The organism is Streptomyces sp. NPDC042371, from assembly GCF_056437465.1.
Window position 1 is genome coordinate 424101 of the sequence record NZ_JBWKAP010000001.1, and the last position, 22035, is coordinate 446135.

At 71.8% G+C, this 22035-nt stretch carries 19 protein-coding genes; 13 read left to right on the forward strand and 6 right to left on the reverse strand.

What is annotated here, in order from left to right; all coding sequences use genetic code 11:
• Positions 1-50 precede the first annotated feature (50 nt).
• The 4 genes from AC068B_RS01895 to AC068B_RS01910 all read left to right on the forward strand — a co-directional run bounded on the left by AC068B_RS01895 (position 51) and on the right by AC068B_RS01910 (position 4560).
• The gene (locus AC068B_RS01895; RefSeq protein ID WP_478668349.1) at positions 51-1247 is read left to right on the forward strand and encodes an energy-coupling factor transporter transmembrane component T; all 1197 of its coding nucleotides are present in this window, start codon (positions 51-53) and stop codon (positions 1245-1247) included.
• The gene (locus AC068B_RS01900) at positions 1244-2938 is read left to right on the forward strand and encodes an ABC transporter ATP-binding protein (protein WP_478668350.1); all 1695 of its coding nucleotides are present in this window, start codon (positions 1244-1246) and stop codon (positions 2936-2938) included. The genes AC068B_RS01895 and AC068B_RS01900 overlap by 4 nt, the downstream gene beginning before the upstream one ends.
• The gene (locus AC068B_RS01905; protein ID WP_478668352.1) at positions 2935-3771 is read left to right on the forward strand and encodes an ECF transporter S component; all 837 of its coding nucleotides are present in this window, start codon (positions 2935-2937) and stop codon (positions 3769-3771) included. Before AC068B_RS01900 ends, AC068B_RS01905 begins: the two co-directional genes overlap by 4 nt.
• A gap of 345 nt (positions 3772-4116) precedes the next feature.
• The gene (locus AC068B_RS01910; protein WP_478669210.1) at positions 4117-4560 is read left to right on the forward strand and encodes a lytic transglycosylase domain-containing protein; all 444 of its coding nucleotides are present in this window, start codon (positions 4117-4119) and stop codon (positions 4558-4560) included.
• Between the two features lie 78 nt (positions 4561-4638).
• Here AC068B_RS01910 and AC068B_RS01915 read toward each other — a convergent pair whose 3' ends face one another.
• Together AC068B_RS01915 and AC068B_RS01920 are read right to left on the reverse strand one after the other, a co-directional pair.
• Positions 4639-5928, reverse strand: coding sequence for an alpha/beta hydrolase (locus tag AC068B_RS01915; RefSeq protein ID WP_478669211.1), 1290 nt, complete (start codon positions 5926-5928; stop codon positions 4639-4641).
• Positions 5929-6037: 109 nt separating this feature from the next.
• Entirely contained in the window at positions 6038-7207 is a 1170-nt protein-coding gene (locus AC068B_RS01920) for a steroid 3-ketoacyl-CoA thiolase (RefSeq protein WP_356261783.1), read from the reverse strand.
• 252 nt (positions 7208-7459) lie between these two features.
• On the opposite strand from AC068B_RS01920, the gene AC068B_RS01925 reads away from it, so the two are divergent.
• Both AC068B_RS01925 and AC068B_RS01930 read left to right on the forward strand, forming a co-directional pair.
• The gene (locus tag AC068B_RS01925) at positions 7460-8707 is read left to right on the forward strand and encodes a cytochrome P450 (protein WP_478668353.1); all 1248 of its coding nucleotides are present in this window, start codon (positions 7460-7462) and stop codon (positions 8705-8707) included.
• Positions 8708-8871: 164 nt separating this feature from the next.
• Positions 8872-10497 carry a hypothetical protein gene (locus AC068B_RS01930; RefSeq protein WP_478668355.1) on the forward strand — a complete coding sequence of 542 codons (1626 nt, stop codon included), beginning with the start codon at positions 8872-8874 and terminating at the stop codon, positions 10495-10497.
• Here the strand turns inward: AC068B_RS01930 and AC068B_RS01935 are convergent.
• On the reverse strand, positions 10448-12529 hold the full coding sequence (locus AC068B_RS01935) for a bifunctional glycosyltransferase 87/phosphatase PAP2 family protein (protein ID WP_478668356.1): 2082 nt from the start codon (positions 12527-12529) through the stop codon (positions 10448-10450). The two genes, AC068B_RS01930 and AC068B_RS01935, sit on opposite strands and share 50 nt — an antisense overlap.
• Before the next feature lie 538 nt (positions 12530-13067).
• Between AC068B_RS01935 and proP the strand changes: the two genes are divergently transcribed.
• On the forward strand, positions 13068-14396 hold the full coding sequence (gene proP / locus AC068B_RS01940; protein WP_478669213.1) for a glycine betaine/L-proline transporter ProP: 1329 nt from the start codon (positions 13068-13070) through the stop codon (positions 14394-14396).
• A 129-nt stretch (positions 14397-14525) separates the two neighbouring features.
• On the opposite strand, the gene AC068B_RS01945 is transcribed toward proP, so the two are convergent.
• The gene (locus AC068B_RS01945) at positions 14526-15665 is read right to left on the reverse strand and encodes a serpin family protein (protein ID WP_478668358.1); all 1140 of its coding nucleotides are present in this window, start codon (positions 15663-15665) and stop codon (positions 14526-14528) included.
• A 224-nt stretch (positions 15666-15889) separates the two neighbouring features.
• Here AC068B_RS01945 and AC068B_RS01950 point away from each other — a divergent pair, with 224 nt between their 5' ends.
• Positions 15890-16567, forward strand: coding sequence for an O-methyltransferase (locus AC068B_RS01950; protein ID WP_478668359.1), 678 nt, complete (start codon positions 15890-15892; stop codon positions 16565-16567).
• A 36-nt stretch (positions 16568-16603) separates the two neighbouring features.
• Here the strand turns inward: AC068B_RS01950 and AC068B_RS01955 are convergent, their stop codons facing one another.
• Positions 16604-16996, reverse strand: coding sequence for an FHA domain-containing protein (locus AC068B_RS01955; RefSeq protein ID WP_478668360.1), 393 nt, complete (start codon positions 16994-16996; stop codon positions 16604-16606).
• Between the two features lie 117 nt (positions 16997-17113).
• On the opposite strand from AC068B_RS01955, the gene AC068B_RS01960 reads away from it, so the two are divergent.
• The 5 genes from AC068B_RS01960 (at position 17114) to AC068B_RS01980 (ending at position 19757) form a co-directional block, all read left to right on the forward strand.
• Positions 17114-17518 (forward strand): DnaJ family domain-containing protein, encoded by a 405-nt coding sequence (locus AC068B_RS01960; RefSeq protein ID WP_478668362.1) that lies wholly within the window; start codon positions 17114-17116, stop codon positions 17516-17518.
• A gap of 153 nt (positions 17519-17671) precedes the next feature.
• Positions 17672-18328 carry a hypothetical protein gene (locus AC068B_RS01965; protein WP_478668363.1) on the forward strand — a complete coding sequence of 219 codons (657 nt, stop codon included), beginning with the start codon at positions 17672-17674 and terminating at the stop codon, positions 18326-18328.
• Positions 18321-18653 carry a hypothetical protein gene (locus AC068B_RS01970; protein WP_478668364.1) on the forward strand — a complete coding sequence of 111 codons (333 nt, stop codon included), beginning with the start codon at positions 18321-18323 and terminating at the stop codon, positions 18651-18653. Before AC068B_RS01965 ends, AC068B_RS01970 begins: the two co-directional genes overlap by 8 nt.
• A gap of 109 nt (positions 18654-18762) precedes the next feature.
• A complete protein-coding gene (locus AC068B_RS01975) occupies positions 18763-19080 on the forward strand; it encodes an antibiotic biosynthesis monooxygenase family protein (RefSeq protein ID WP_478668366.1) in 318 nt (105 codons plus the stop codon).
• A 134-nt stretch (positions 19081-19214) separates the two neighbouring features.
• Positions 19215-19757: a GNAT family N-acetyltransferase gene (locus AC068B_RS01980; RefSeq protein WP_478668367.1), complete on the forward strand. Its 543-nt coding sequence runs from the start codon at positions 19215-19217 to the stop codon at positions 19755-19757.
• Between the two features lie 46 nt (positions 19758-19803).
• On the opposite strand, the gene AC068B_RS01985 is transcribed toward AC068B_RS01980, so the two are convergent.
• Positions 19804-21870 (reverse strand): DHA2 family efflux MFS transporter permease subunit, encoded by a 2067-nt coding sequence (locus tag AC068B_RS01985; protein ID WP_478668369.1) that lies wholly within the window; start codon positions 21868-21870, stop codon positions 19804-19806.
• Positions 21871-22035: the final 165 nt, after the last annotated feature.

Sequence of the window (22035 nt, forward strand, 5' to 3'; positions counted from 1 at the left end):
GGCCCCGAACAGACACGACGACACGACGACGCGACGACACGGACAGCACCATGACGGACCACGGCAACGGCGCGCCCGCCCTCCTGCGGCGCCGCCTCGCCCCCGCGGCGCACCGGAGCAACGCCCTGCATCCGGGCGCCTGGTGGGTGTGGGCCATCGGCCTCGGCACCGCGGCGTCCCGCACGACCAATCCGCTGCTGATCGGGATGCTGATCGGGGTCGCGGGCTATGTGGTGGCGGCGCGGCGGACGTCGGCGCCGTGGGCGAAGTCGTACGGCGCGTTCGTGAAGCTGGGGCTGGTGGTCATCGCGATCCGGCTGGTCTTCGCGGTCGTGCTCGGCTCCCCGATCCCCGGCACGCACATCGTCGTCACGCTGCCCGAGGTGCCGCTGCCGGACTGGGCGAAGGGCGTGCGGATCGGCGGCCGGGTGACGGCGGAGGGCCTGACCTTCGCGCTGTACGACGGGATCAGGCTGGCCGGTCTGCTGATCTGCGTCGGCGCCGCGAACGCGCTGGCCAGTCCGTCCCGGCTGCTGAAGTCGCTGCCGGGCGCGCTGTACGAGGTCGGGGTCGCCGTCGTCGTGGCGATGACGTTCGCGCCGAACCTGATCACCGACGTGCAGCGGCTGCGGGCGGCGCGGCGGCTGCGCGGGCGGCCGGACAAGGGCGTACGCGGGCTGCTGCAGGTCGGGCTGCCCGTCCTGGAGGGTGCGCTGGAGCGGTCGGTCGCGCTGGCCGCCGCCATGGACGCGCGGGGCTTCGGGCGCACCGCCCCCGTTCCCGCCGGGGTCCGCAGGGCGACGACCGCGCTGACGCTCGGCGGTCTCATGGGCGTCTGTGTGGGGACGTACGGACTGCTGACCGCGCAGGGCGCGTCGTACGGTCTGCCCGCCCTGGCCTTCGGTCTGCTCGCCGCGCTCGCGGGGCTGCGGCTCGGCGGCCGCCGCTCGGTGCGCACCCGCTACCGGCCCGATCCGTGGGGCGTGCGGGCCTGGCTGGTCGCCGGGTCCGGGGTGGCGGTGGCGGGCCTGATGATCTGGGCCGCGTCGCACGACCCCGCCGCGCTGCACCCCGGAGTCGTGCCGCTGACCGCGCCGACGCTGCCGCTGTGGCCCGCGGCCGCGGTCCTGCTCGGCCTGCTGCCCGCGTTCGTGGCACCGGTCCCCGCCGACTCCCCCGCCTCCCCTGTCTCTCCCACCTCCCCCACCTCCCCCACCTCCCCCGCCGCTTCCGAGGAGACCTCATGATCCGCTTCGAGGACGTCTCGGTGACCTACGACGGGGCACCCCTGCCGACCGTCCAGGGGGTCGATCTCGACGTCCCCGAGGGCGAGTTGGTGCTGCTCGTCGGCCCTTCCGGGGTCGGCAAGTCGACCCTGCTCGGCACCGTGAGCGGTCTCGTGCCGCACTTCACGGGTGGCACCCTGCGCGGCCGCGTGACCGTGGCGGGCCGCGACACCCGCACGCACAAGCCCCGCGAACTCGCCGACGTCGTCGGCACCGTGGGCCAGGACCCGCTCTCGCACTTCGTGACCGACACCGTCGAGGACGAGCTCGCGTACGGCATGGAGTCACTGGGCCTCGCCCCCGACGTGATGCGCCGACGCGTCGAGGAGACCCTGGACCTGCTCGGCCTCGCCGGTCTCCGCGACCGACCCATCGCGACCCTGTCGGGCGGCCAGCAGCAGCGCGTCGCCATCGGCTCGGTCCTCACCCCGCACCCGCGGGTCCTCGTCCTCGACGAGCCGACGTCGGCCCTCGACCCGGCCGCCGCCGAAGAGGTCCTCGCCGTGCTGCAGCGGCTCGTCCACGACCTCGGCACCACGGTCCTGATGGCCGAGCACCGCCTTGAGCGGGTCGTGCAGTACGCGGACCAGGTGCTACTGCTCGGCGCGCCGGGCGAGCCTCCGGTGCTCGGCGACCCGGCCGCGCTGATGGCCCGCTCCCCCGTCTTCCCTCCGGTGGTCGCGCTCGGCCGCATCGCGGGCTGGTCACCGCTGCCGCTGACCGTGCGGGACGCGCGGCGCAGGGCGGGCGCGCTGCGGGAGCGGCTCGCGGGCGCGGAGCCGCGCCGGGAGACGGCGGCCGAACCGGGCGGCCCGGGAGAGGCCCTCGGTCGCCGGTGGCCCCGGCTGCGCAAGGAACGTACGGCGACGGCACAGGACGCGGCGGCCGCCTCCGTCGAACGCCTCGCGGTGCGCCGCGGCCGCGTCGAGGCGCTGCGCCGCGTCGACCTGACCGTCGTGCCCGGCGAGACCGTCGCCCTGATGGGCCGCAACGGCGCGGGGAAGTCCACGCTCCTGTCCACCCTGGTCGGCCTCCTCGAACCCACCTCGGGCACCGTCCGCGTCGGCGGCGCGGTCCCCCACCGCACGGCCCCGCGACAGCTGATCCGGCACGTCGGCCTGGTCCCGCAGGAACCGCGCGACCTGCTCTACGCGGACACCGTGGCCGCCGAGTGCACGGCAGCCGACCACGACGCGGACGCCGCGCCCGGCACCTGCCGGGCCCTGGTGGACGAGCTGCTGCCGGGCATCGCGGACGACACCCACCCCCGGGACCTCTCCGAGGGCCAGCGTCTGACGCTCGCCCTGTCGATCGTCCTGACCACGCGCCCGCCGCTGCTGCTCCTGGACGAGCCGACGCGCGGCCTCGACTACGCGGCCAAGAACCGCCTGGTCACGGTCCTGCGCGGGCTCGCCGCCGAGGGGCACGCGATCGTGCTGGCCACGCACGACGTGGAGCTGGCCGCCGAGCTCGCCCACCGGGTGGTGATCCTCGCGGACGGCGAGGTCGTCGCGGACGGCCCGACCGAGCAGATCGTGGTGTCGTCGCCGTCCTTCGCGCCGCAGGTCACGAAGATCCTGGCGCCGCAGGAGTGGCTGACGGTCGCGCAGGTGCGGCGGGCCCTGGACGCGGAGCGGGGGGAGTCCTCGTGACGGCCGTCCCGAAGGCGCGGGGCCGGGCCCGTCCCATCCGCCTGGGCGTCCGCTCGATCGCCGCTCTCGCCCTGGTCAGCGCCGTCGGCGTGGCCGCCTTCGGGTGGCCGCTGCTCGCGGCGGGCGACTCGGGGATCGGTGAGCACGCGCAGGACGCGCCCTGGCTGTTCGCGGCGCTGCTTCCGCTGCTGCTCGCCGTGGTGGTGGCGACCATCGCGGACGTCGGTCTCGACGCGAAGGCCATCGCGATGCTGGGCGTGCTGGCCGCGGCGGGCGCCGCGCTGCGGCCGCTGGGCGCGGGGACGGCGGGCATCGAGCCGATGTTCTTCCTGATGGTGCTGAGCGGGCGGGTGCTCGGTCCTGGGTTCGGGTTCGTGCTCGGGGCGGTGTCGATGTTCGCTTCGGCGCTGCTGACCGGCGGTGTGGGTCCGTGGATGCCGTTCCAGATGCTGTCGATGGGCTGGGTCTGCATGGGCGCGGGGCTGCTCCCCGGCCCCGAGAGCCTGCGCGGGCGGCGCGAGCTGTGGCTCCTCGCGGGCTACGGGGCGGTGTCCTCCGTCCTGTACGGCACGGTGATGAACCTCCAGGGCTGGCCCTACCTGGGCGGTCTCGCCACCGGTGTCTCCTTCGTGCCGGGTGACCCGCTGGTGGAGAACCTCGGGCGGTTCGTCGCGTACTGCCTGGCCACCTCGCTCGGCTGGGACCTGCCGCGGGCGGTCGTCACCGTGCTGCTGAGCCTCGCGCTCGGTCCCGCCGTGCTGAAGGCGCTGCGCCGGGCCACGCGCCGGGCCGCGTTCGAGGCGCCGGTCACATTCGAGGCGCCGAAACCGTAGGGAATCCGACGCACTCCGTTACATCCGGGCCCGTCCCGAGTGAGGCGGCGCACAGGACCTTGGTCCTCTACGAAGCGGGCTCGTAGCCCCTCCCCCTTGATGTACACGCGTCAATCACCGCGCTGACCTGGGCATTGAGAGCCACGTCACATGAAGGACATTCGACTCGGGTGCGACTTCCACTAGTAAATGGGGTCATTGCGGCGAGGTAACAGCCCTGCTTCTCTGGAGGAGTCGCAAGGCGCCGACAGCCCACCCGGGCCTCGGCGCCGCCGCATGTCCCCCACACTCCTGTGGCGCACGGCGTGCACCGCGATCGTCCCGTCCCCCACCGGAAGGTCCTCTGTGTCCGCCTCGCTCATCCGCCGCATCGCTTCCCCGAAGAAGGCCATCACCGGCGGCCTCGTCGCCGTCGCCGCTTCCGGCATGGTCTTCGCCGCGGCCCCGGCCCAGGCAGCCACCCCGACCACCGCGAAGGCCGCCGCCCCGGCCGCCGCCCCCGCGTCCGCCAAGGCGATCGCCCAGAAGAAGATCGCGGACCCGGCGCAGTTCGCCGCGTTCGACAAGATCGTCTCGCACGAGAGCGGCTGGAACCCCAGCGCCACGAACTCCTCGTCCGGCGCCTACGGCCTGGTCCAGGCCCTGCCCGCCTCGAAGATGGCTTCGGCGGGCGCGGACTGGAAGACCAACCCCGAGACCCAGATCGAGTGGGGTCTGAAGTACATGAACGACCGCTACGGCAGCCCGGTCGGCGCGTGGAACCACTGGCAGGCCAACGGCTGGTACTGAGCCGCCGCGACCCGCCACTGAAAGAGGCGGCAACCCCGTGAGGGTTGCCGCCTCTTTCGCGTACCCGGCCCCTGCCCTCTACCGCACCGCCGCGAACCACCGCGCGATCTTCGGCGCCGCCTTCGCCACCGACTCCATGTGCGGCACCGCGCCCTGGTCCACGACCGGCGCCCGCACCCCGTGCGCGGCGAGGGCCGCCGCGCAGCTGCGGGCGTTCTGGATCGGCACGTCGGTGTCGCCCCGCGCCGCGTAGAGCCGGACCGGCGCGGCAGGCTTCCAGTCGCAGGAGCCGTCGTTCGCCGCCAGCGCCTCCTCCAGGCCGCCGTCCGGGTGCTGGACGCGCTCGTAGAAGGCGGGCGTGAGCAGCTCCTTCACCGATCCGGGCAGCGCGGGCAGGACCTCCTCCTCGGTGTGCTCGCCGTCGAAGAGCTTCTCCACCCGGTCCGCGTAGGGGGCGCGGAACGCCTCGGAGGGGTCCTTGTAGATCGGGTGCAGACGGTTCTGGGCGACCAGGAAGTACGAGAGGTAGAAGACGCCGCTCGTGTCGTTGACCCGGCCGTCGAAGAGGGCGGGGAGCTCCTCGCCCGACAGGTCGTAGGGTCCGCTGACGGGTGCGACGGCACGCACCGTGAACGGCCCGCCGCGCTTCCGGTCCAGCTTCTCGGCCAGCGCCATCGTCACCTGGCCGCCCTGCGAGAAGCCGGTGAGGTACAGGTCGCCGGAGAGCGTGCGCCCCTCGCGGCGGGCCGCGGTGCGCGAGGCGCGGAGCATGTCCTCGGACGCGGTCACCGCCGAGCGCGTGTCCATGTACGGGTGGCGTCCGGGGCCCTTGCCGAGCCCGAGGTAGTCCGCCGCCGCGACGGCCTTGCCCGCGGCGGCGTGGAGGTAGGGGCTCAGCCGCCCGAAGTCCTCGGCGACCGAGGGGGCGTAGGAGCGGTGGACCATCGTGCCGTGGGCGTCGGAGACGAGGCCGAGGGGGCGGTGGTCCGGCGTCCTGGGCAGCACGAAGAGGCCGGTGGCGGTGGTGGGGCGGCCCTGGGTGTCGACGGTGCGGTAGGTGAGGCGGTACGCCCGCACGCCGTACCGCACCGTGGCCTCGTCGAACTTGCCCTTCTTCAGGAAGGCGGCGACCTCGGCGCGGCTCAGGTCGGCGACCGGGGTGACCTTCAGGAGGGCACCCCGGGCGGTCCGGTCGGTCTGATCGGTCTGGTCCGTCCGGTCCGCGGGCTGCGCGGGCGCCGCCTGCACGGCGGGCGCGGCGGTGAGTCCGGCAAGCCCGGCGAGCATCAGCGCGGCGACTGCGGCGCCCCCTCGGCGTACGGAACGGGCGTGACCAGGCGTGGAGTTGTTCGTGCACTCGGCGTTCATGGGCTCGGCGTTCATGGACCCGACATTACGAAGCGTCACCGCCCCGCGACATCCGAGCAGCCCCCGGTCACGGGGTGTATCTGACGCCACCCGCCGAGGGGGCCTGCGGCTACAGCCGCTGGATGATCGTCCCGGTCGCCACCGCCCCGCCCGCGCACATGGTGATGAGGGCGAACTCCTTGTCCCTGCGCTCCAGTTCGTGCAGGGCCGTGGCGATGAGCCGCGCCCCCGTCGCCCCCACCGGGTGGCCGATGGCGATCGCGCCGCCGTTCACGTTCACCTTCTCCAGGTCCTGCCCGAAGACCTGCGCCCAGCTCAGGACCACCGAAGCGAACGCCTCGTTGATCTCCACGATGTCGATGTCCTTCAGGGACATCCCCGCCTTGCCGAGCACCGCGCGCGTCGCGTCGACCGGCCCGTCCAGGTGGAAGTGCGGATCGGCGCCGACGAGCGCCTGCGCGACGATGCGCGCCCTCGGCTTCAGCTTGAGGGCCCGCGCCATCCGCTTGGACGCCCACATGAGGGCCGCCGCGCCGTCCGAGATCTGCGAGGAGTTGCCCGCGGTGTGCACGGCGGTCGGCATGACCGGCTTGAGGCGTCCGAGGCCCTCCATCGTGGTGTCGCGCAGCCCCTCGTCACGGTCGACGAGCCGCCACATGCCCTGCCCCGAGGCCTGTTCCTCCTCCGTGGTGGGCACCTGTACGGCGAACGTCTCGCGTTTGAAGCGTTCCTCGGCCCAGGCGACGGCCGCCCGCTCCTGCGAGATGAGGCCGAGCGAGTCCACGTTCTCGCGGGTGAGGCCGCGCTTGCGGGCGATGCGCTCGGCGGCCTCGAACTGGTTGGGCAGATCGACGTTCCACTCGTCGGGGAAGGGCTTGCCGGGGCCGTGCTTGGAGCCGGAGCCGAGCGGCACCCGTGACATCGCCTCGACACCGCAGCTGATGCCGACGTCGATGACACCGGCCGCGACCATGTTGGCGACCATGTGGCTCGCCTGCTGGGACGAGCCGCACTGACAGTCGACGGTGGTCGCCGCGGTCTCGTACGGCAGCCCCATGGTGAGCCAGGCCGTGCGCGCCGGGTTCATGGACTGCTCCCCGGCGTGCGTCACCGTGCCGCCGACGATCTGCTCGACGCAGTCGGCGTGGATGCCGGTGCGGCCGAGGAGTTCGCGATAGGTCTCACCGAGCAGATAGGCGGGGTGGAGATTGGCGAGCGCTCCTCCGCGCTTGCCGATGGGCGTGCGCACTGCTTCGACGATGACGGGTTCCGCGGCCATGGGCTCGTCCTCCCTCTCCACGTCCCGCGAGCCGTCCCGGCGGCTCGCGAGTAGAACTAGTACGCGTTCTAGTTCCGTCCAGCAGTCTGCTGACCGCGACCCTGGTGCCGCAAGGGGCTTGCACGCATCTTGCGCAGGACCCGCACGCAACCGGTCCCGCCCTGGGCCTTGCCTCTTGTAGAACCCGTTACTACCTTGCGAGCCAACTGCCCTGATGGACCGTCAGAATTCAGCCCACGCCTGGAGTTGCCGATGCCCTGTCCAGCACTGCCCGACGGGTTCGACTTCACCGACCCCGACCTGCTCCAAGACCGCGTGCCCCTGCCGGAGTTCGCACAGCTGCGGCAGACGGAACCGGTGCGCTGGATCGCCCAGCCGCCGCGGATCTCCGGTTACGACGACGCGGGCTACTGGGCCGTCACGCGGCACGAGGACGTCAAGTACGTCTCCACGCATCCCGAGTTGTACTCGTCCAATCTGAACACCGCGATCATCCGGTTCAACGAGACGATCACCCGTGATCAGATCGAAGTCCAGAAGATGATCATGCTCAACATGGACCCGCCCGAGCACACCCGGGTCCGCCAGATCGTGCAGCGCGGCTTCACCCCCCGGGCCATCCGCTCGCTGGAGGACGCACTGCGGGACCGCGCCGGGTCCATCGTCGAGACGGCGCTGGCGAACGCGGGCCCCGACGGCTCCTTCGACTTCGTCACGAACGTCGCCGTCGAGCTGCCGCTGCAGGCCATCGCCGAGCTCATCGGCGTGCCCCAGGCGGACCGCTCCAAGATCTTCGACTGGTCCAACAAGATGGCGGCGTACGACGATCCGGAGTACGCCATCACCGAGGAGGTCGGCGCCGAGGCCGCGATGGAGATCGTCTCCTACGCGATGAACCTCGCCGCGGCCCGCAAGGAGTGCCCCGCCAAGGACATCGTCAGCCAGCTGGTGGCGGCCGAGGACGAGGGCAACCTCTCCTCCGACGAGTTCGGCTTCTTCGTGATCCTGCTCGCGGTGGCCGGCAACGAGACCACCCGCAACGCCATCACCCACGGCATGCACGCCCTGCTGACCCACCCGGACCAGTGGGAGCTCTACAAGCGCGAGCGCCCGGCGACCACCGCGGAGGAGATCGTGCGCTGGGCGACCCCGGTGGTCTCCTTCCAGCGCACGGCCACCCAGGACATGGAGCTGGGCGGCGCGCGGATCAAGAAGGGCGACCGGGTCGGCATCTTCTACTCCTCGGCCAACCACGACCCCGACGTGTTCGAATCGCCCGAGAAGTTCGACGTCAGCCGCGACCCGAACCCGCACCTCGGCTTCGGCGGCGGAGGCCCGCACTTCTGCCTCGGCAAGTCCCTCGCCGTCCTGGAGATCAACCTCATCTTCAACGCCATCGCCGACGCCATGCCCGGTCTGCACCTGACCGGCGACCCGCGCAGACTCCGCTCCGCCTGGCTCAACGGGGTCAAGGAGCTCCGGGTCAGCGCCCGCCCCTGAGCCGACACACCCCGCCTCTGAGCCGAAAGCCCGCCTCTGAGCCGATAGAGCGTCATAAGGCGACCTATCAGGTCAATTACATTTACGGAACCAACGTTTCCGTTGCATCCGGCGTCTGGGGAAGTGAACCTTGCCTTCCCCGGACTCGAACGGAAACGGTGGCCGTGGCCTCTGCCGACGTAACGCTCGCCCCGTCCGACAGCACGTCCACCGGCCGGGGGGCACCGCTCCGGCCCTTCTTGCGGCGCCATCGCGTCCCCCTCCTGGCCACCCTCCCCACCCTTCCCCTGTACGCGGTGTGGGCGGCGTTCCTCGCCACGGGCGGCGGCGACCTCGCGGCGCAGGAGGCGTGGGCGCGGTTCGCCTCCGAGCACGGCACGGCCGCGTACAACCTCTTCTGGTACGGCGGGATGCACACCGCCAACTACAGCCTCATCTCGCCGTACCTGATGGCCGCGCTCGGCGTGCGGACCGTCACGGTGCTCTCCGGGGTGGCGGGGGCCTGGCTGGTCGCCGCCCTGATCGCGCGCACCGGCATCCGAAGACCCCTGTGGCCCGCGGTGCTCGCCTCGCTCGCGGTCTGGTGCAACGTCGCCTCGGGGCGCACGACCTTCGCGCTCGGCCTCGCCTTCGCCCTCGCGGCCTGTCTCGCCCTGGTCCGGCAGCGGCACACGGTGGTCGCGGTGGTGTGCGCGGCCCTCGCCACCATGGGCTCGCCCGTCGCTGGGCTCTTCCTCGTCGTGGCGGGCGCGGGCTATTTCTTCGCACGCGACTGGGCGCGGTCGGCGGCGCTGATCCTGCCGCCGGTCGTCGTCGTCGCGGCGACCACGGTGCTCTTCCCGTTCACCGGCGAGCACCTGATGCCCTTCGACCGGATCTTCCCGCCCGTGCTGTTCAGCCTGGCCCTCATCGTGGCGGGCCCGCGCGAGTGGCGGGTGCTGCGGTGGGGCGCGGCCGTCTACGCGGTCGGGACCGTCCTGACGTACCTCATCCCCTCCCCCATCGGCACCAACGTCGAGCGGCTCGCGGAGCTGATCGGCCCCGCCGTGCTGCTCGCCGCCCTGCTCGTGCCGGGCCTGACCCGGGTCCGCAGGGTCACGCTGACGGTGGCGCTCGTGCTGTCCTCCGCGTGGGTGACGCAGAAGACCTTCGACGACCTCGCGGTGTCGACGAAGGTGCCGAAGTGGGCGGTCGACACCCATGGGGTGGTGCGGGAGCTGGAGCGCCTGGAGGCCAACCGCACCCGCGTCGAGGTCGTCCCGACCCGCAACCACCGCGAGGCCACCGCGCTGGCCCCGTACGTGAACATGGCGCGCGGCTGGAACCGCCAGCTCGACATCGAGCGCGGCCGACTCTTCTACGACGGCTCGTTCTCGGCGGCCACCTACCGCGCGTGGCTCGACCGCTGGGCCGTCGGGTACGTCGTGCTGCCCTCCGGCAAGCCGGACGGCTTCGCCGAGGACGAGGCGGCGCTGGTGGCGAGCGGGGAGAAGTGGCTGAAGCCGGTGTGGAAGGACGCGCACTGGAAGATCTTCCGGGTGAAGAACCCGGTGCCGCTGGTCTCCGAGCCCGCGGCCGTCGTGCGCTCCGACGGGTCGAACATGGTGGTGCGGGTGCCCAAGCGGGGCTCGGTCACCCTGCGCCTGGTGTACTCGCCGTGGCTCCGGGCGGAGGGAGCGTGCCTGAAGCCGCACGGCGAGTTCACGCGCCTGTCGGTGCCCGCGCCCGGCACCTACGAGATCAGCTCGGGGTACGGCCCTTCACGAGGTCGACCTTCGACGTGCCGCTGATGCCGCTGATGCCGCTGACCGGCTCCGCGCCCGTGGCCACCTTCAGGGACTGCCGCACCCGGGGCCCGGACAGCAGATAGGTGAGGCCGAAGCCCGCGCCCACGACGGCCGCGCCGCCCACCGCGTCGAGCACCCAGTGGTTGCCGGTACCCACGATCGCGGAGACCGTGAAGAACGGGTGCAGCAGGCCGAGGGCCTTCATCCACCACCGCGGCGCGATGACCGCGATGACCAGCCCGCACCACAGCGACCAGCCGAAGTGCAGCGAGGGCATCGCCGCGTACTGGTTGGTGAGCTGCGTCAGCGTGCCGTAGTCGGGCTGGGTGAAGTCCTGCACGCCGTGCACGGTGTCGATGAAGCCGAGCTCCGGCATCAGGCGCGGCGGGGCGAGCGGGTAGGCCCAGAAGCCGATGAGCGCGAGGACCGTCGCGAAGCCGAGCGCGGAGCGCGCCCAGCGGTAGTCGGCGGGCCTGCGGACGTACAGGACACCGAGGACGGTGAGCGGCACCAGGAAGTGGAACGACGTGTAGTAGAAGTTGAAGAAGTCCTGCATCCAGCCGGTCCGCGCCGTGAGGTGGTTGAACCAGTGCTCGATGTCGATGTGCAGGAACTGCTCGATGGCGTGCACCTGTTCGCCGTGGTGCTCGGCGTCGGCCCGGCCCCCGGAGATCGTGCCGCCGGTCGCCGCGAGCCTGACCTGCTGGTACGCGGAGTAGCCGACGCGGATCAGGAGCAGTTCGAGCAGGAGGTTCGGGCGGGCCAGGACGCGCCGCCAGAACGGGACGAGCGGCACCCGGCTCCAGCGGGCCGGGACGGGCTCGGCGTACTCCGTGGGGATGGGGCTGCGGTACTGCGGGTGCTGCCGGGACAGGAACGGCACGACGGTGGCCGCGGCGAGCGCCGCGATCAGCACGATGTTGTCGCGGATCGGCTCGGTGACCGGCATGTTCGGCAGCATCATCTTGGCGGGCAGCGTCGACACGAGGACGACGGCCACCGGCCACATGTACCGGTCGGACCGGCGCTTTCCGGCCCGGCCGACCACCGCGAAGAGCACCCACAGGAGCTGGTGCTGCCAGGTGGTCGGCGACACCGCGACCGCGACGCAGCCGGTGATCGCGACGGCCAGGAGCAGCTGCCCGTCCTGCGCGTAGCGCACGGCGCGGCGCAGGCCGAGGGCGACGACGGCGGCGCTCAGGACCAGGAAGACCCCTATTTCCAGCGGGCCTTCGAGACCGGCGCGGAGCAGCATGCCGTGCAGCGACTGGTTGGCGTTGGCGTCCGGGTCGGCGCCAAGGCCCGCGCCCGCCAGGTGGTGGATCCAGTACGTCGTCGAGTCGCTCGGCATGGCGGCCCAGGCGAGCGCGGTGCAGGCGGCGAAGGCGCCGCCGGTGGTCGCGGCGGCGCGCTTGCGGCCGGTGAACCAGAGCAGGGCGGCGAAGAGCAGCATGGTCGGCTGCAGGGCCGCGCCGATGCCGATGAGGACGCCGCAGGTCCGCTGCCCGCGGACGGCGAAGAGGCCGAGCAGGACGAGCAGCACGGGCAGGATGCTGGTCTGGCCGAGGTAGAGGGTGTTGCGCACCGGCAGCGACAGGATGAGCAGGCTGACCGCCACGGGGGCGGCGAGCAGTGAGGTGCGCCGGGCGACGGGCTGCGGCAGGGCGCGGGCGGCGACGACGCCGAGCACGACGACGAGCCCGAGCGTGCCGAACGTCCACATCCAGCCGAGCGCCTGCTCGCCCGCGCGGGTGAGGGGCTTGAGGACGAGGCCTGCGAACGGTGTGCCGGTGAACTTGTCCGTGTCGTAGAAGGAGCCGTTCACGTGCAGGACGCCTTCGGGACCGATCCAGGTCTCCAGATCCGTCAGCCGGTCACCCTCGGGGGTTCGCAGGACGACGGCCATCTGCCGGATCGCGAGGACGGCGGCGAGCAGCCAGAGGACGACACGGGCCGCTCCCATCCGCGCCCCGGGTTCACCGGCCTGCCCCGCTCCCAAGACATCGCCCGGTCCCCTGTGCTCAACGTTCGCCACGCCCCGTCGACCCTCCGCCCGCGTCGTTCCTCGCCTCTGATGTGAAGTTCTCGTCCCTGAAATGGAGACGCACGCAACCACCATTTCACCTGGCAGCCACATCGCTTTCTATCGCCTTTGTCCGACGCGCCCAACAGGGCCCCCACTCGGCGGCGGCGGTTCCCGGCCCCATGGCGCGACGCTTTCGGCCCCCGTGACGCGGCGGTTCCCGGGCCCGGCCGCGACAAAGATCACATGGGTGCATAACCCCTGCCACCTGGGTAAATGCCGTTTGACCTGGACAGCAGCCGTTTTGCGGCGCTGTGCGGCCGACCGGACACCGACCGTAATGATGCCCCTTGCACCTATGGTCGCTTTTCGGGCCGCCCCGGTTTACGGGTGCGGCCTCGTCCTTGTCGTCGACCGAAAGCAGGCGAGCGAACCCTTGGCGAGCGCCACCCCCGTCGCACTACGGAAGCCCGAGCCGTCGGACGCCCCCCTGCCCAGGCCGCGGAGAGAAGTGCCCGCGGCCCAGGAGGTCACCGTCACCGACCCCGCGATGGTGAAGCGCGCGGTGAAGGCGGCCGCCCTCGGCAACGCGATGGAGTGGTTCGACTTCGGCGTCTACAGCTACATCGCCGTGACGCTCGGCAAGGTCTTCTTCCCCTCGGGCAACCCGACGGCCCAGCTGCTCTCCACCTTCGGCGCCTTCGCCGCGGCCTTCCTGATCCGGCCGCTCGGCGGCATGGTCTTCGGCCCGCTCGGCGACCGCGTAGGCCGCCAGAAGGTCCTCGCGCTGACCATGATCATGATGGCGGCGGGCACGTTCGCGATCGGCCTGATCCCGTCGTACGCGTCGATCGGCGTCTGGGCACCGATCCTGCTCCTGCTCGCCCGCCTGGTGCAGGGCTTCTCGACGGGCGGCGAGTACGCGGGGGCCTCCACGTTCATCGCCGAGTACGCCCCCGACAAGAAGCGGGGCTTCCTCGGCAGCTGGCTGGAGTTCGGCACGCTGGCGGGCTACATCGGCGGTGCGGGCCTGGTCACTCTGATGACGGCCCTGCTCTCCTCCGACGACCTGCTCTCCTGGGGCTGGCGCATCCCGTTCCTCATCGCGGGGCCGATGGGCCTGATCGGCCTCTATCTGCGGATGAAGCTGGAGGAGACCCCGGCGTTCGCCGCCGAGCTGGAGAAGGCCCACAAGGACGAGCAGACCCGCGCGAAGGTGCGTCTGCGCGACATGGTCACGGGCCAGTGGAAGGCGCTGCTCCTCTGCATGGGCCTGGTCCTGGTCTTCAACGTCACGGACTACATGCTGCTGTCGTACATGCCGAGCTATCTGACCAGCGAGCTCAAGTACGACGAGACGCACGGGCTGCTGGTCATCCTGGCCGTCATGGCGCTGATGATGTGCGCCCAGCCCTTCATGGGGGCGCTCACGGACCGGGTGGGCCGCCGCCCGGTCATCGCCGCGGGCTGCGCGGGCTTCTTCCTGCTCTCGATCCCCGCGCTCCTCCTCATCCGCGAGGGCTCCCTGTGGGCGATCGCCCTGGGCCTCGGCGCGCTCGGCATGCTCCTGGTCTGCTTCACGGCCTCGATGCCGTCGACCCTCCCGGCCCTCTTCCCGACGAAGGTCCGCTACGGCTCCCTCTCCATCGGCTTCAACATCTCCGTCTCGGTCTTCGGCGGCACGACACCGCTGATCGTGACGGCGCTGATCGGCGCGACGGGCGACAAGATGATGCCCGCGTACTACATGATGGCGGCGGCTGTGATCGGCGGCATCGCCGTCTGGTACCTGACGGAATCGGCCCGCAGGCCCCTGCCGGGTTCACCTCCGGCGGTGGAGACGGAAGCGGAGGCGATGGCTCTGCGCGGGACCAGGTAACTTCCCCCAAGGGACGACCGGTCGCGGTTCGTCCGCCGGTAGGTGTCGGCTGGGCGCGCAGTTCCCCGCGCCCCTGGGCGGTCCGGCTCACGCGCACCGTTCAGTCCCGTACCCCTGAACGCCGGGGGATCACATTCCGGCCGGACAACCCGCCTGCCAGGCCGCAAACAGCGGAGCCTCCCCCGCACCGTCGAGGACGACCAGGCCGAAGGGGCGGTTGAAGGCGATCCGCTCGGTCCGGCGTGGTCGATACGCGCTGCCCGGCGCCATGGGCACCGCCGTCACCGCCGCCGCCTCGACCCCCAGCTCCGCGATCCTGACGACCGCCTCCTGCACCACCTGCGATATCGCGAGCCTCTCCGGTGACATCCCGGAGAAGTTGGCCGCCTCGCTCAGGGACCACCGCACCCCGAGCGCGGCCAGCTGATCGGTCGCGTCGGTCCGCGTCCGCAGCGAAAGGCGGGGCAGGGCCATGGTGACCTGCTCCGCGTCGATCGCCGAGCGGCGCGCGCGGGGCGCCCAGGCGAGCGGCAGCACGGCGGCGGCCCCCGCCCCCGGCTCCCCCAGGACGAACCGGACCCGCACCGGCGCCGCCCCGCCACCCCGAGCCGCACCCCGCATCTCCACAACCCGAGCCTCGGCGCGATCGCCACGGCCCCCGTCGACCACCCACGCGTCCCCCGCCCCCACCGGCCGCCGCATCGTGGGCACCTGATGCTCGACACCCCCGGCATCCGTGAAGGCGGCATCCGAAGTGCCCGCCCCCTCGAAGGGGTCCTCCCAACGCGCCCTCAGCACCAGCGCGTTGACCAGGAGCAACAGGGTGTCCGGAGTGATCACCACCGGCAGGCGCTCGATCATGCCGTCCGTGGCCTCCCGCACCCACGCATCGGCGGCAGCCGCATCCATGGGGCCGAACCCGATGTCCGGCAGCGCCTCCTCGTACTCCCGGAACACCGGCACCCGGCTCCACACGCGCGTGGCGACACCGAGCGCATCCGTGTCCGCGAGGGCCCGCGCTCCGTCCGTCACGGCACGCGCCGCCGCGGGCCCGGCGACGCCGAGCAACTCCCCCAGCTCGTCGGCGGTTTCCCCGCGGGCGCCCGCCGCGACGGAGGCCAGCGCGAGCCACATGCCGACGGGCGAGCACACGAAGTCCCCCGCCCCGCCGTCGCCCTCGACCGACCGCTCCACCTCGGGCAGCCACCGCTCGGCAAACCCCTGCACCAAGCCCCCGTGCGTCACTCCGCGCGCCACCCCGTGCGTCATTCCATCTCCCCGTCGCCCCGAACCGCTCCGCCGATCTTCAACGCCCAGTATGCGAGCCCCCACTGACAACGACACCGACACCCGAGCCCCCCGGCGAAACCCCCGGCGACCCGGCCGAGAATCCGGCTGACAAGCCCCCGCACCCCACCGTAGACTCTTTAGCGAAACTAACTAGATAGTCGAACAGTCGCACCACAGATCAGCCGAAGGGAACTCACGATCACATGACCCAGCAGCAGTGGGACTCCGTCGACGACTACTTCACCGGCCTCCTCGCCCCCGCGGACGAGGCCCTGACCGCGGCCCTCCGTGACAGCGACGCGGCCGGACTTCCGCAGATCGCCGTCGCCCCGAACCAGGGCAAGCTGCTCCACCTCCTCGCCCAGGTCCAGGGCGCCCGCCGCATCCTGGAGGTCGGCACCCTCGGCGGCTACAGCACCATCTGGCTGGCCCGCGCCCTGCCCGCCGACGGCCGCCTCGTCACCCTCGAGTTCAAGCCCGAGCACGCCGCCGTCGCCCGCGGCAACCTCGCCCGCGCCGGACTCGACAAGGTCGCCGAAGTCCGCGTCGGCCCCGCCCTGGACTCACTCACCGCGCTCGGCGCCGAGCACGCCGCGCACCCCGAGCCCTTCGACCTCGTCTTCATCGACGCCGACAAGGCCAACAACGCCCGCTACCTGGAGTGGGCGCTCGAACTCACCCGCCCCGGCAGCCTGATCATCCTCGACAACGTCGTACGGGGCGGCGCGGTGGCCGAAGCCACCAGCACCGACCCGAGCGTGCGCGGCACCCGCTCCGCTCTCGAACTCATCGCGGAGCACCCCAAGTTGACCGGCACGGCGGTGCAGACGGTGGGCACCAAGGGGTATGACGGCTTCGCGCTGGCCCGCGTACTCGACTGACGACCAACAACCACCGCGGCGGCACTCAGGCCACACTCAACCCTCGTGGTAGTAGCCGACGTTCACACTCCGCGGCCCGTACCTGTCCTGGATGACCACCTCGCCGGAGCCGCCCCTGGGCAGCGGCGCCGCCCCTCCGTAGACGAGGGTCCGCGCCGCGCCCCCGGACACCAGCCGCACCTCGGAGGCCGGATCGGGGTTCGAGCCGCGCAGCCAGTTCACGGACCAGGCCCCGTCGGGCCCGCAGCGGAACTCCAGATGCGTACGGGACACGAACAGCCAGTCGTCGGGCGTCACCAGGCGGCACACGTTCCTGTCCCGCCCCACGCGCAGCACCGCACCCGGCTCGCTCGGCGCGTCGGCCATGAGCATGCCTGCGGTGGCACCCGCGTCCGCACCGGACACCGAGGCCATGGTCAGCTCCAGCACGTAAGCACGCTCCTTCAACTTCAACTCACGGTGGCGCGAACCTGCTTGACGTGGCGCGCGCTGCCGCATCCTAAGTGCCCAGGGGCGGTCGCACGAGCACCCTGGGACAATGACCCCATGACTGAGCGCAAGCCACCTGGAGTCAACTTCGAGTCCTGGATCGACAAGCAGATCCGTGAGGCGGAAGAACGCGGGGACTTCGCGTCCCTGCCCGGCAAGGGCAAGCCGCTGCCCGAGGGGCCGAACCCCACGTACGACGAAATGTGGTGGGTCAAGCAGAAGATGGCCCGCGAAGGCCTCTCCTGCATGTCCCCCACCCTCGCCCTGCGCAAGGAGGCCGAGGACACGCTGGCCGCGGCGGCGGAGGCGCCGTCCGAACGCATGGCGCGCAAGCTCGTGACGGACCTCAACGAGAAGATCAGCACCGCACTGCGCACGCCGCCGCCAGGCCCGCCGCTCGGCCTGACCCTCGTCGACGTCGACGAGGTGGCCCGCGACTGGCGGGAGCGCCACCCGGGCTGAGGCCCGCCCCGGCAGCGACTCCGGACGGTCCCGCTCCGTGCACGGGCTGTTTGGCGGTCCGATTCCGGGCAACTCGTTCCGGGGAACGGGTGTCGGGGCCTCACCGGGCCCCGCGCCCCAGGCCGATCCCCGAGCCGAAAAGGGCACCCACCCATGTCCACACTCATGATCATTCTCCTGATCGTGGTAGTCGCCGTCCTCGCTGTCGCCGCCGTCGCCGTGCTGAACCGCAGGCAGCAGGGTGCGGGCGGCAGGCGCGGCCTCAAGCGCCGCTTCGGACCCGAGTACGACCGCGCGGTCGCCCGGCACGACGGCGACACCAAGGCCGCCGAACGCGACCTCGGCGAGCGTGTGAAGCGGCACGGTTCCCTGCGTACGCGGCCGCTGGACCCCGCCGCACGCGAGCAGTTCACGGCCCGCTGGACCGTGATCCAGGAGCACTTCGTCGACTCCCCGCGCAAGGCCGTGACCGAGGCGGACCGGCTCGTCGCCGAGCTGGCCGGTGCCCGCGGATTCCCCGACGCCGGTCACTACGAGGACCAGGTCGACGCGCTCTCCGTCCACCACGCCCACCACGTCCACGGCTACCGCAAGGTGCACCGCACGGCGCTCGGCACGACCGGCACGGGCCCGCTGACCGGCGCCGACACCGAGGAGATGCGCGCGGCCCTGGTCGAGGCCAGGGCGCTCTTCGAGGCGCTGGTGGCGGAGCAGCAGACCGACGCCCACATCGACGCTGCGCACACCGGCAGGCACGACACCCACAAGCGCTCGACCGGCATCACCCCCAAGGGAGTTCAGCATGGCTGACGGGACCGCTCTCTTCCCGATCGACGCACGCGACAAGCTGGCGCTGCGCCTGCAGAACGCGGTCAACGGCTTCGTAGACGGCCCCCGCGCGGCCGTGGAGAACGCCGACCGCATCCTGGAGGAGGCGATCGCCGACCTGACGCACACCCTCGCGGAACGCCGCCGCACCCTGCGCACGACGTGGCAGCCCCAAACCGCGGACCCCGCCCCGGCCGATCCCCACACGCCGGAAGCCACCCCGCCCCCGCCCTCCGGCGACACGGAACAACTCCGCCTCACCCTGCAGGACTACCGCGAGACGGCGGAACGCCTGCTGCGCCTGTAACGGCACCACCGAACCGAGCCCCGGGACCCCCTCCGGACCTCCGTGACATCCGGACCCACGGCCCCGGGGCTCACGCCGCTCCGACACCCCCGTACGGCAGGATGGCCGTATGAGCGTAGTGAAGATCAACGTCCTGACCGTCCCCGCCGAGCAGCGGGAAACCCTCGAAAAGCGCTTCGCCGCCCGCGCCGGCGCCGTGGAGAACTCCGACGGCTTCGAGTGGTTCGAGCTCCTCCGCCCCATCGAGGGCACCGATGACTACCTGGTCTACACGCGCTGGCGTGACGAGGAGTCGTTCCAGGCCTGGATGGAGGGCCCGATGAAGTCGGCCCACCAAGGCGGCGGCGACCGCCCCAAGCCCGCGGCCAGCGGCTCCTCGGTGTGGTCCTTCGAGGTCGTGCAGCAGGCGGCCCCGAAGAGCGAGTAGACCTGGGCCACCAAGCAGCGGGCAAAAGCCATCACACCACCCACGGCTCGGAACCTGAGCCCGGAAGAAACGAAACGGCATCGGCGCGCAAAACCCTTTGCGGAGCGATGTGCGCGTCGGCTCAGAATGACCGTATGAGTAAGCCTGTCACCGTGGTCCCTGTCGGCACCGCCTCCTGGAGCGTCGGTCCGGAGGCGCATGACTCGTCCGTCGTCCTCGCGCTCTGGCGTGCGTACTACACGGAGGTCAGCGACCGCTGGTACCTGCTGAACGAAGGGCGCGGCACGGATCCCGAGGAGCTGGAGCGCGAGATCGCCGCCGAGACGGGGGCCGATCTCGCGCCGCCGGACGGGGTGCTGCTCGTCGCGCGGTACGGGGGCGAGCCCGTCGGCACGGCGGGGGTGCGGCGGCTCGATGCCGCGACCGCCGAGCTCAAGCGCGTGTTCGTACGTGAGGACATGCGCGGCAAGGGCGGCGCACCCGTCCTCCTCGCCGCCGCCGAGGACGCGGCCCGCGCGCTCGGGGCCGAGCGCATCGTCCTGGACACCCGCACCGACCTGGTGGAGGCCCGCGCGCTGTATGCCCGGCACGGGTACGAGGAGACCGAACCGCTGACCGTCCGGCCGTACGCCGAGCACTGGTTCGCCAAGAAGCTGGGGACCCGGCCCAACGCCTGACGTCTCACGCCTGACGCCTCACGCCTGACGTCCAACGCCTCACCGCTCACGCCGCACGTACCACCGTCCCACCGCCCTGCGGCCGCTCCGACTCCGAGCCGCACAGTTCGGCGCTGAGCTCCTCGACCAGCTGGACCAGGTCCGTGGGACGGTCGGGGCTCCACCAGTCGCCGAGCAGCTCCGACAGGGACTCCTCGCGGGCCCTGGCCAGGGTGGCCGCGACCTCGCGGCCCCGGTCGGTGAGGATCATCTCCAGGCCCTGCCGCTGCGCGAGGCGCCGCTCCTCGACCTGGCGGGCGGCCGCCGTGATCACGGTCAGCGGCACCGTGGTGCGCTGCGCCAGTACGCCCGGCTCGACGGAGCCGTGCCGGGCGATGCGCAGGAGCAGCCAGCTCGACGCGGGCAGCAGGTCGTGGCCCGCCCGCTCCGTGATCTTCTCGTAGACCGCGCGCCGCCCCTCGCGCGTCCCCAGCACCGAGAGCGCCCGCGCGCACTCGTCGTACGACGAACGCTCCACGGGGTTGCTGGCCAGCGTCTGCGTCGGGTCGGGCGCCGTCACCAAGGCGCGCAGCTTGTCCTCGCGCAGGAACCAGGCGAGGACGAAGGCGGCAAGGGCGACCGGCGCCGCGTACAGGAAGACGTCCGTGATCGACGAGGCGTACGCGTGCAGGGCGTCCGGGCGGAGGTCGGCGGGGAGCCGCGCGATGCCGCGCGGGTCAGCCTCCAGGGTGTCCACGCTCAGCCCCGGCGGCAGCTGCTGCCCGGCGAGGGCGTCGGTCAGCTTGCCGCCGAGCCGGTTGGTGAAGATCGTGCCGAAGATCGCGACGCCGAAGGAGGCGCCGATGGAGCGGAAGAACGTCGCGCCGGACGTGGCGACGCCCAAGTCCTCGTAGCTGACGGCGTTCTGCACGATGAGGACGAGGACCTGCATGACCAGGCCGAGGCCCAGACCGAAGACGAAGAAGTACGCGCTCATCTCGCCGGTGCCGCTGTTCTCGTTCAGCTGGTGGAGCAGGAGTAGCCCCAGCGTGGTGACGGCCGTGCCCGCGATCGGGAAGACCTTCCAGCGGCCCGTGCGGCTGACGATCTGGCCGGACGCGGTGGTCGAGATGAGCATGCCCGCCACCATGGGCAGCATGTGCACGCCCGACATGGTCGGCGTGACCCCCTGCACGACCTGCAAGAACGTCGGCAGGTACGTCATCGCCCCGAACATCGCGAAGCCCACGATGAAGCTGATCACCGCGGAGAGCGTGAAGGTGCGGATCCGGAAGAGCTTCAGTGGCAGCACCGGTTCCGCGGCCTTGCGCTCCACCGCGACGAAGGCCACGGCGAGCACCACGCCGAGCACCGCGAGCCCGATGATCTGCGGCGAGCCCCAGGCCCAGGTGGTGCCGCCGAGCGAGGCGACCAGGACCAGGCAGGTGGCGACGGAGGCGATGAGGAAGGTGCCGAGATAGTCGATGGTGTGCCGGGTTCCGCGCACCGGGATGTGCAGCGTCGTGGCGATGACGACGAGCGCGATCACCCCGATGGGCAGGTTGACGTAGAAGACCCAGCGCCAGCTCAGATGCTCGGTGAAGAGCCCGCCGAGCAGCGGCCCGAGGACGCTCGTCGCGCCGAAGACCGCGCCGAACAGGCCCTGGTACTTGCCGCGTTCGCGCGGCGACACGAGGTCTCCGACGATCGCCATGGACAGCACCATGAGACCGCCGCCGCCGAGGCCCTGCAGCGCACGGAACCCGATGAGCTGCGGCATGTTCCGCGCCATGCCGCACAGCGCCGAGCCGACCAGGAAGATCACGATCGCGGTCTGGAACAGCTTCTTGCGGCCGTACTGGTCGCCGAGCTTGCCCCACAGCGGTGTCGCGGCCGTCGCGGCCAGCATGTACGCGGTGACGACCCAGGACAGGTGGTCCATGCCGCCGAGATCACTGACGATCGTCGGCAGCGCGGTGGAGACGATGGTCTGGTCGAGCGCGGCGAGCAGCATGCCGAGGAGCAGCGCGCCGATGGAGATCAGTACGCCTCCTGGCGGATGCCCGTTGCCGACGTGCGCCGGGACCGGGCCGGGCCCCTCCACCGCGGGGTGGGCGCTGGCATCCTGCGACATGGACACCTCCTGGGAGTCCGTCTTCCCTTTCCATCCTGGTCCGTGTCTCCCGTTATGGCCTGTTGAACCAGGGGTCTGCATAATCGCTGGAGCTCTCGGGGCGGGCGGGTCTGATGAGGGGAGGGACGGCCGGTGGCCGAACAGGAAGAAGAAAGAGAACGTCAG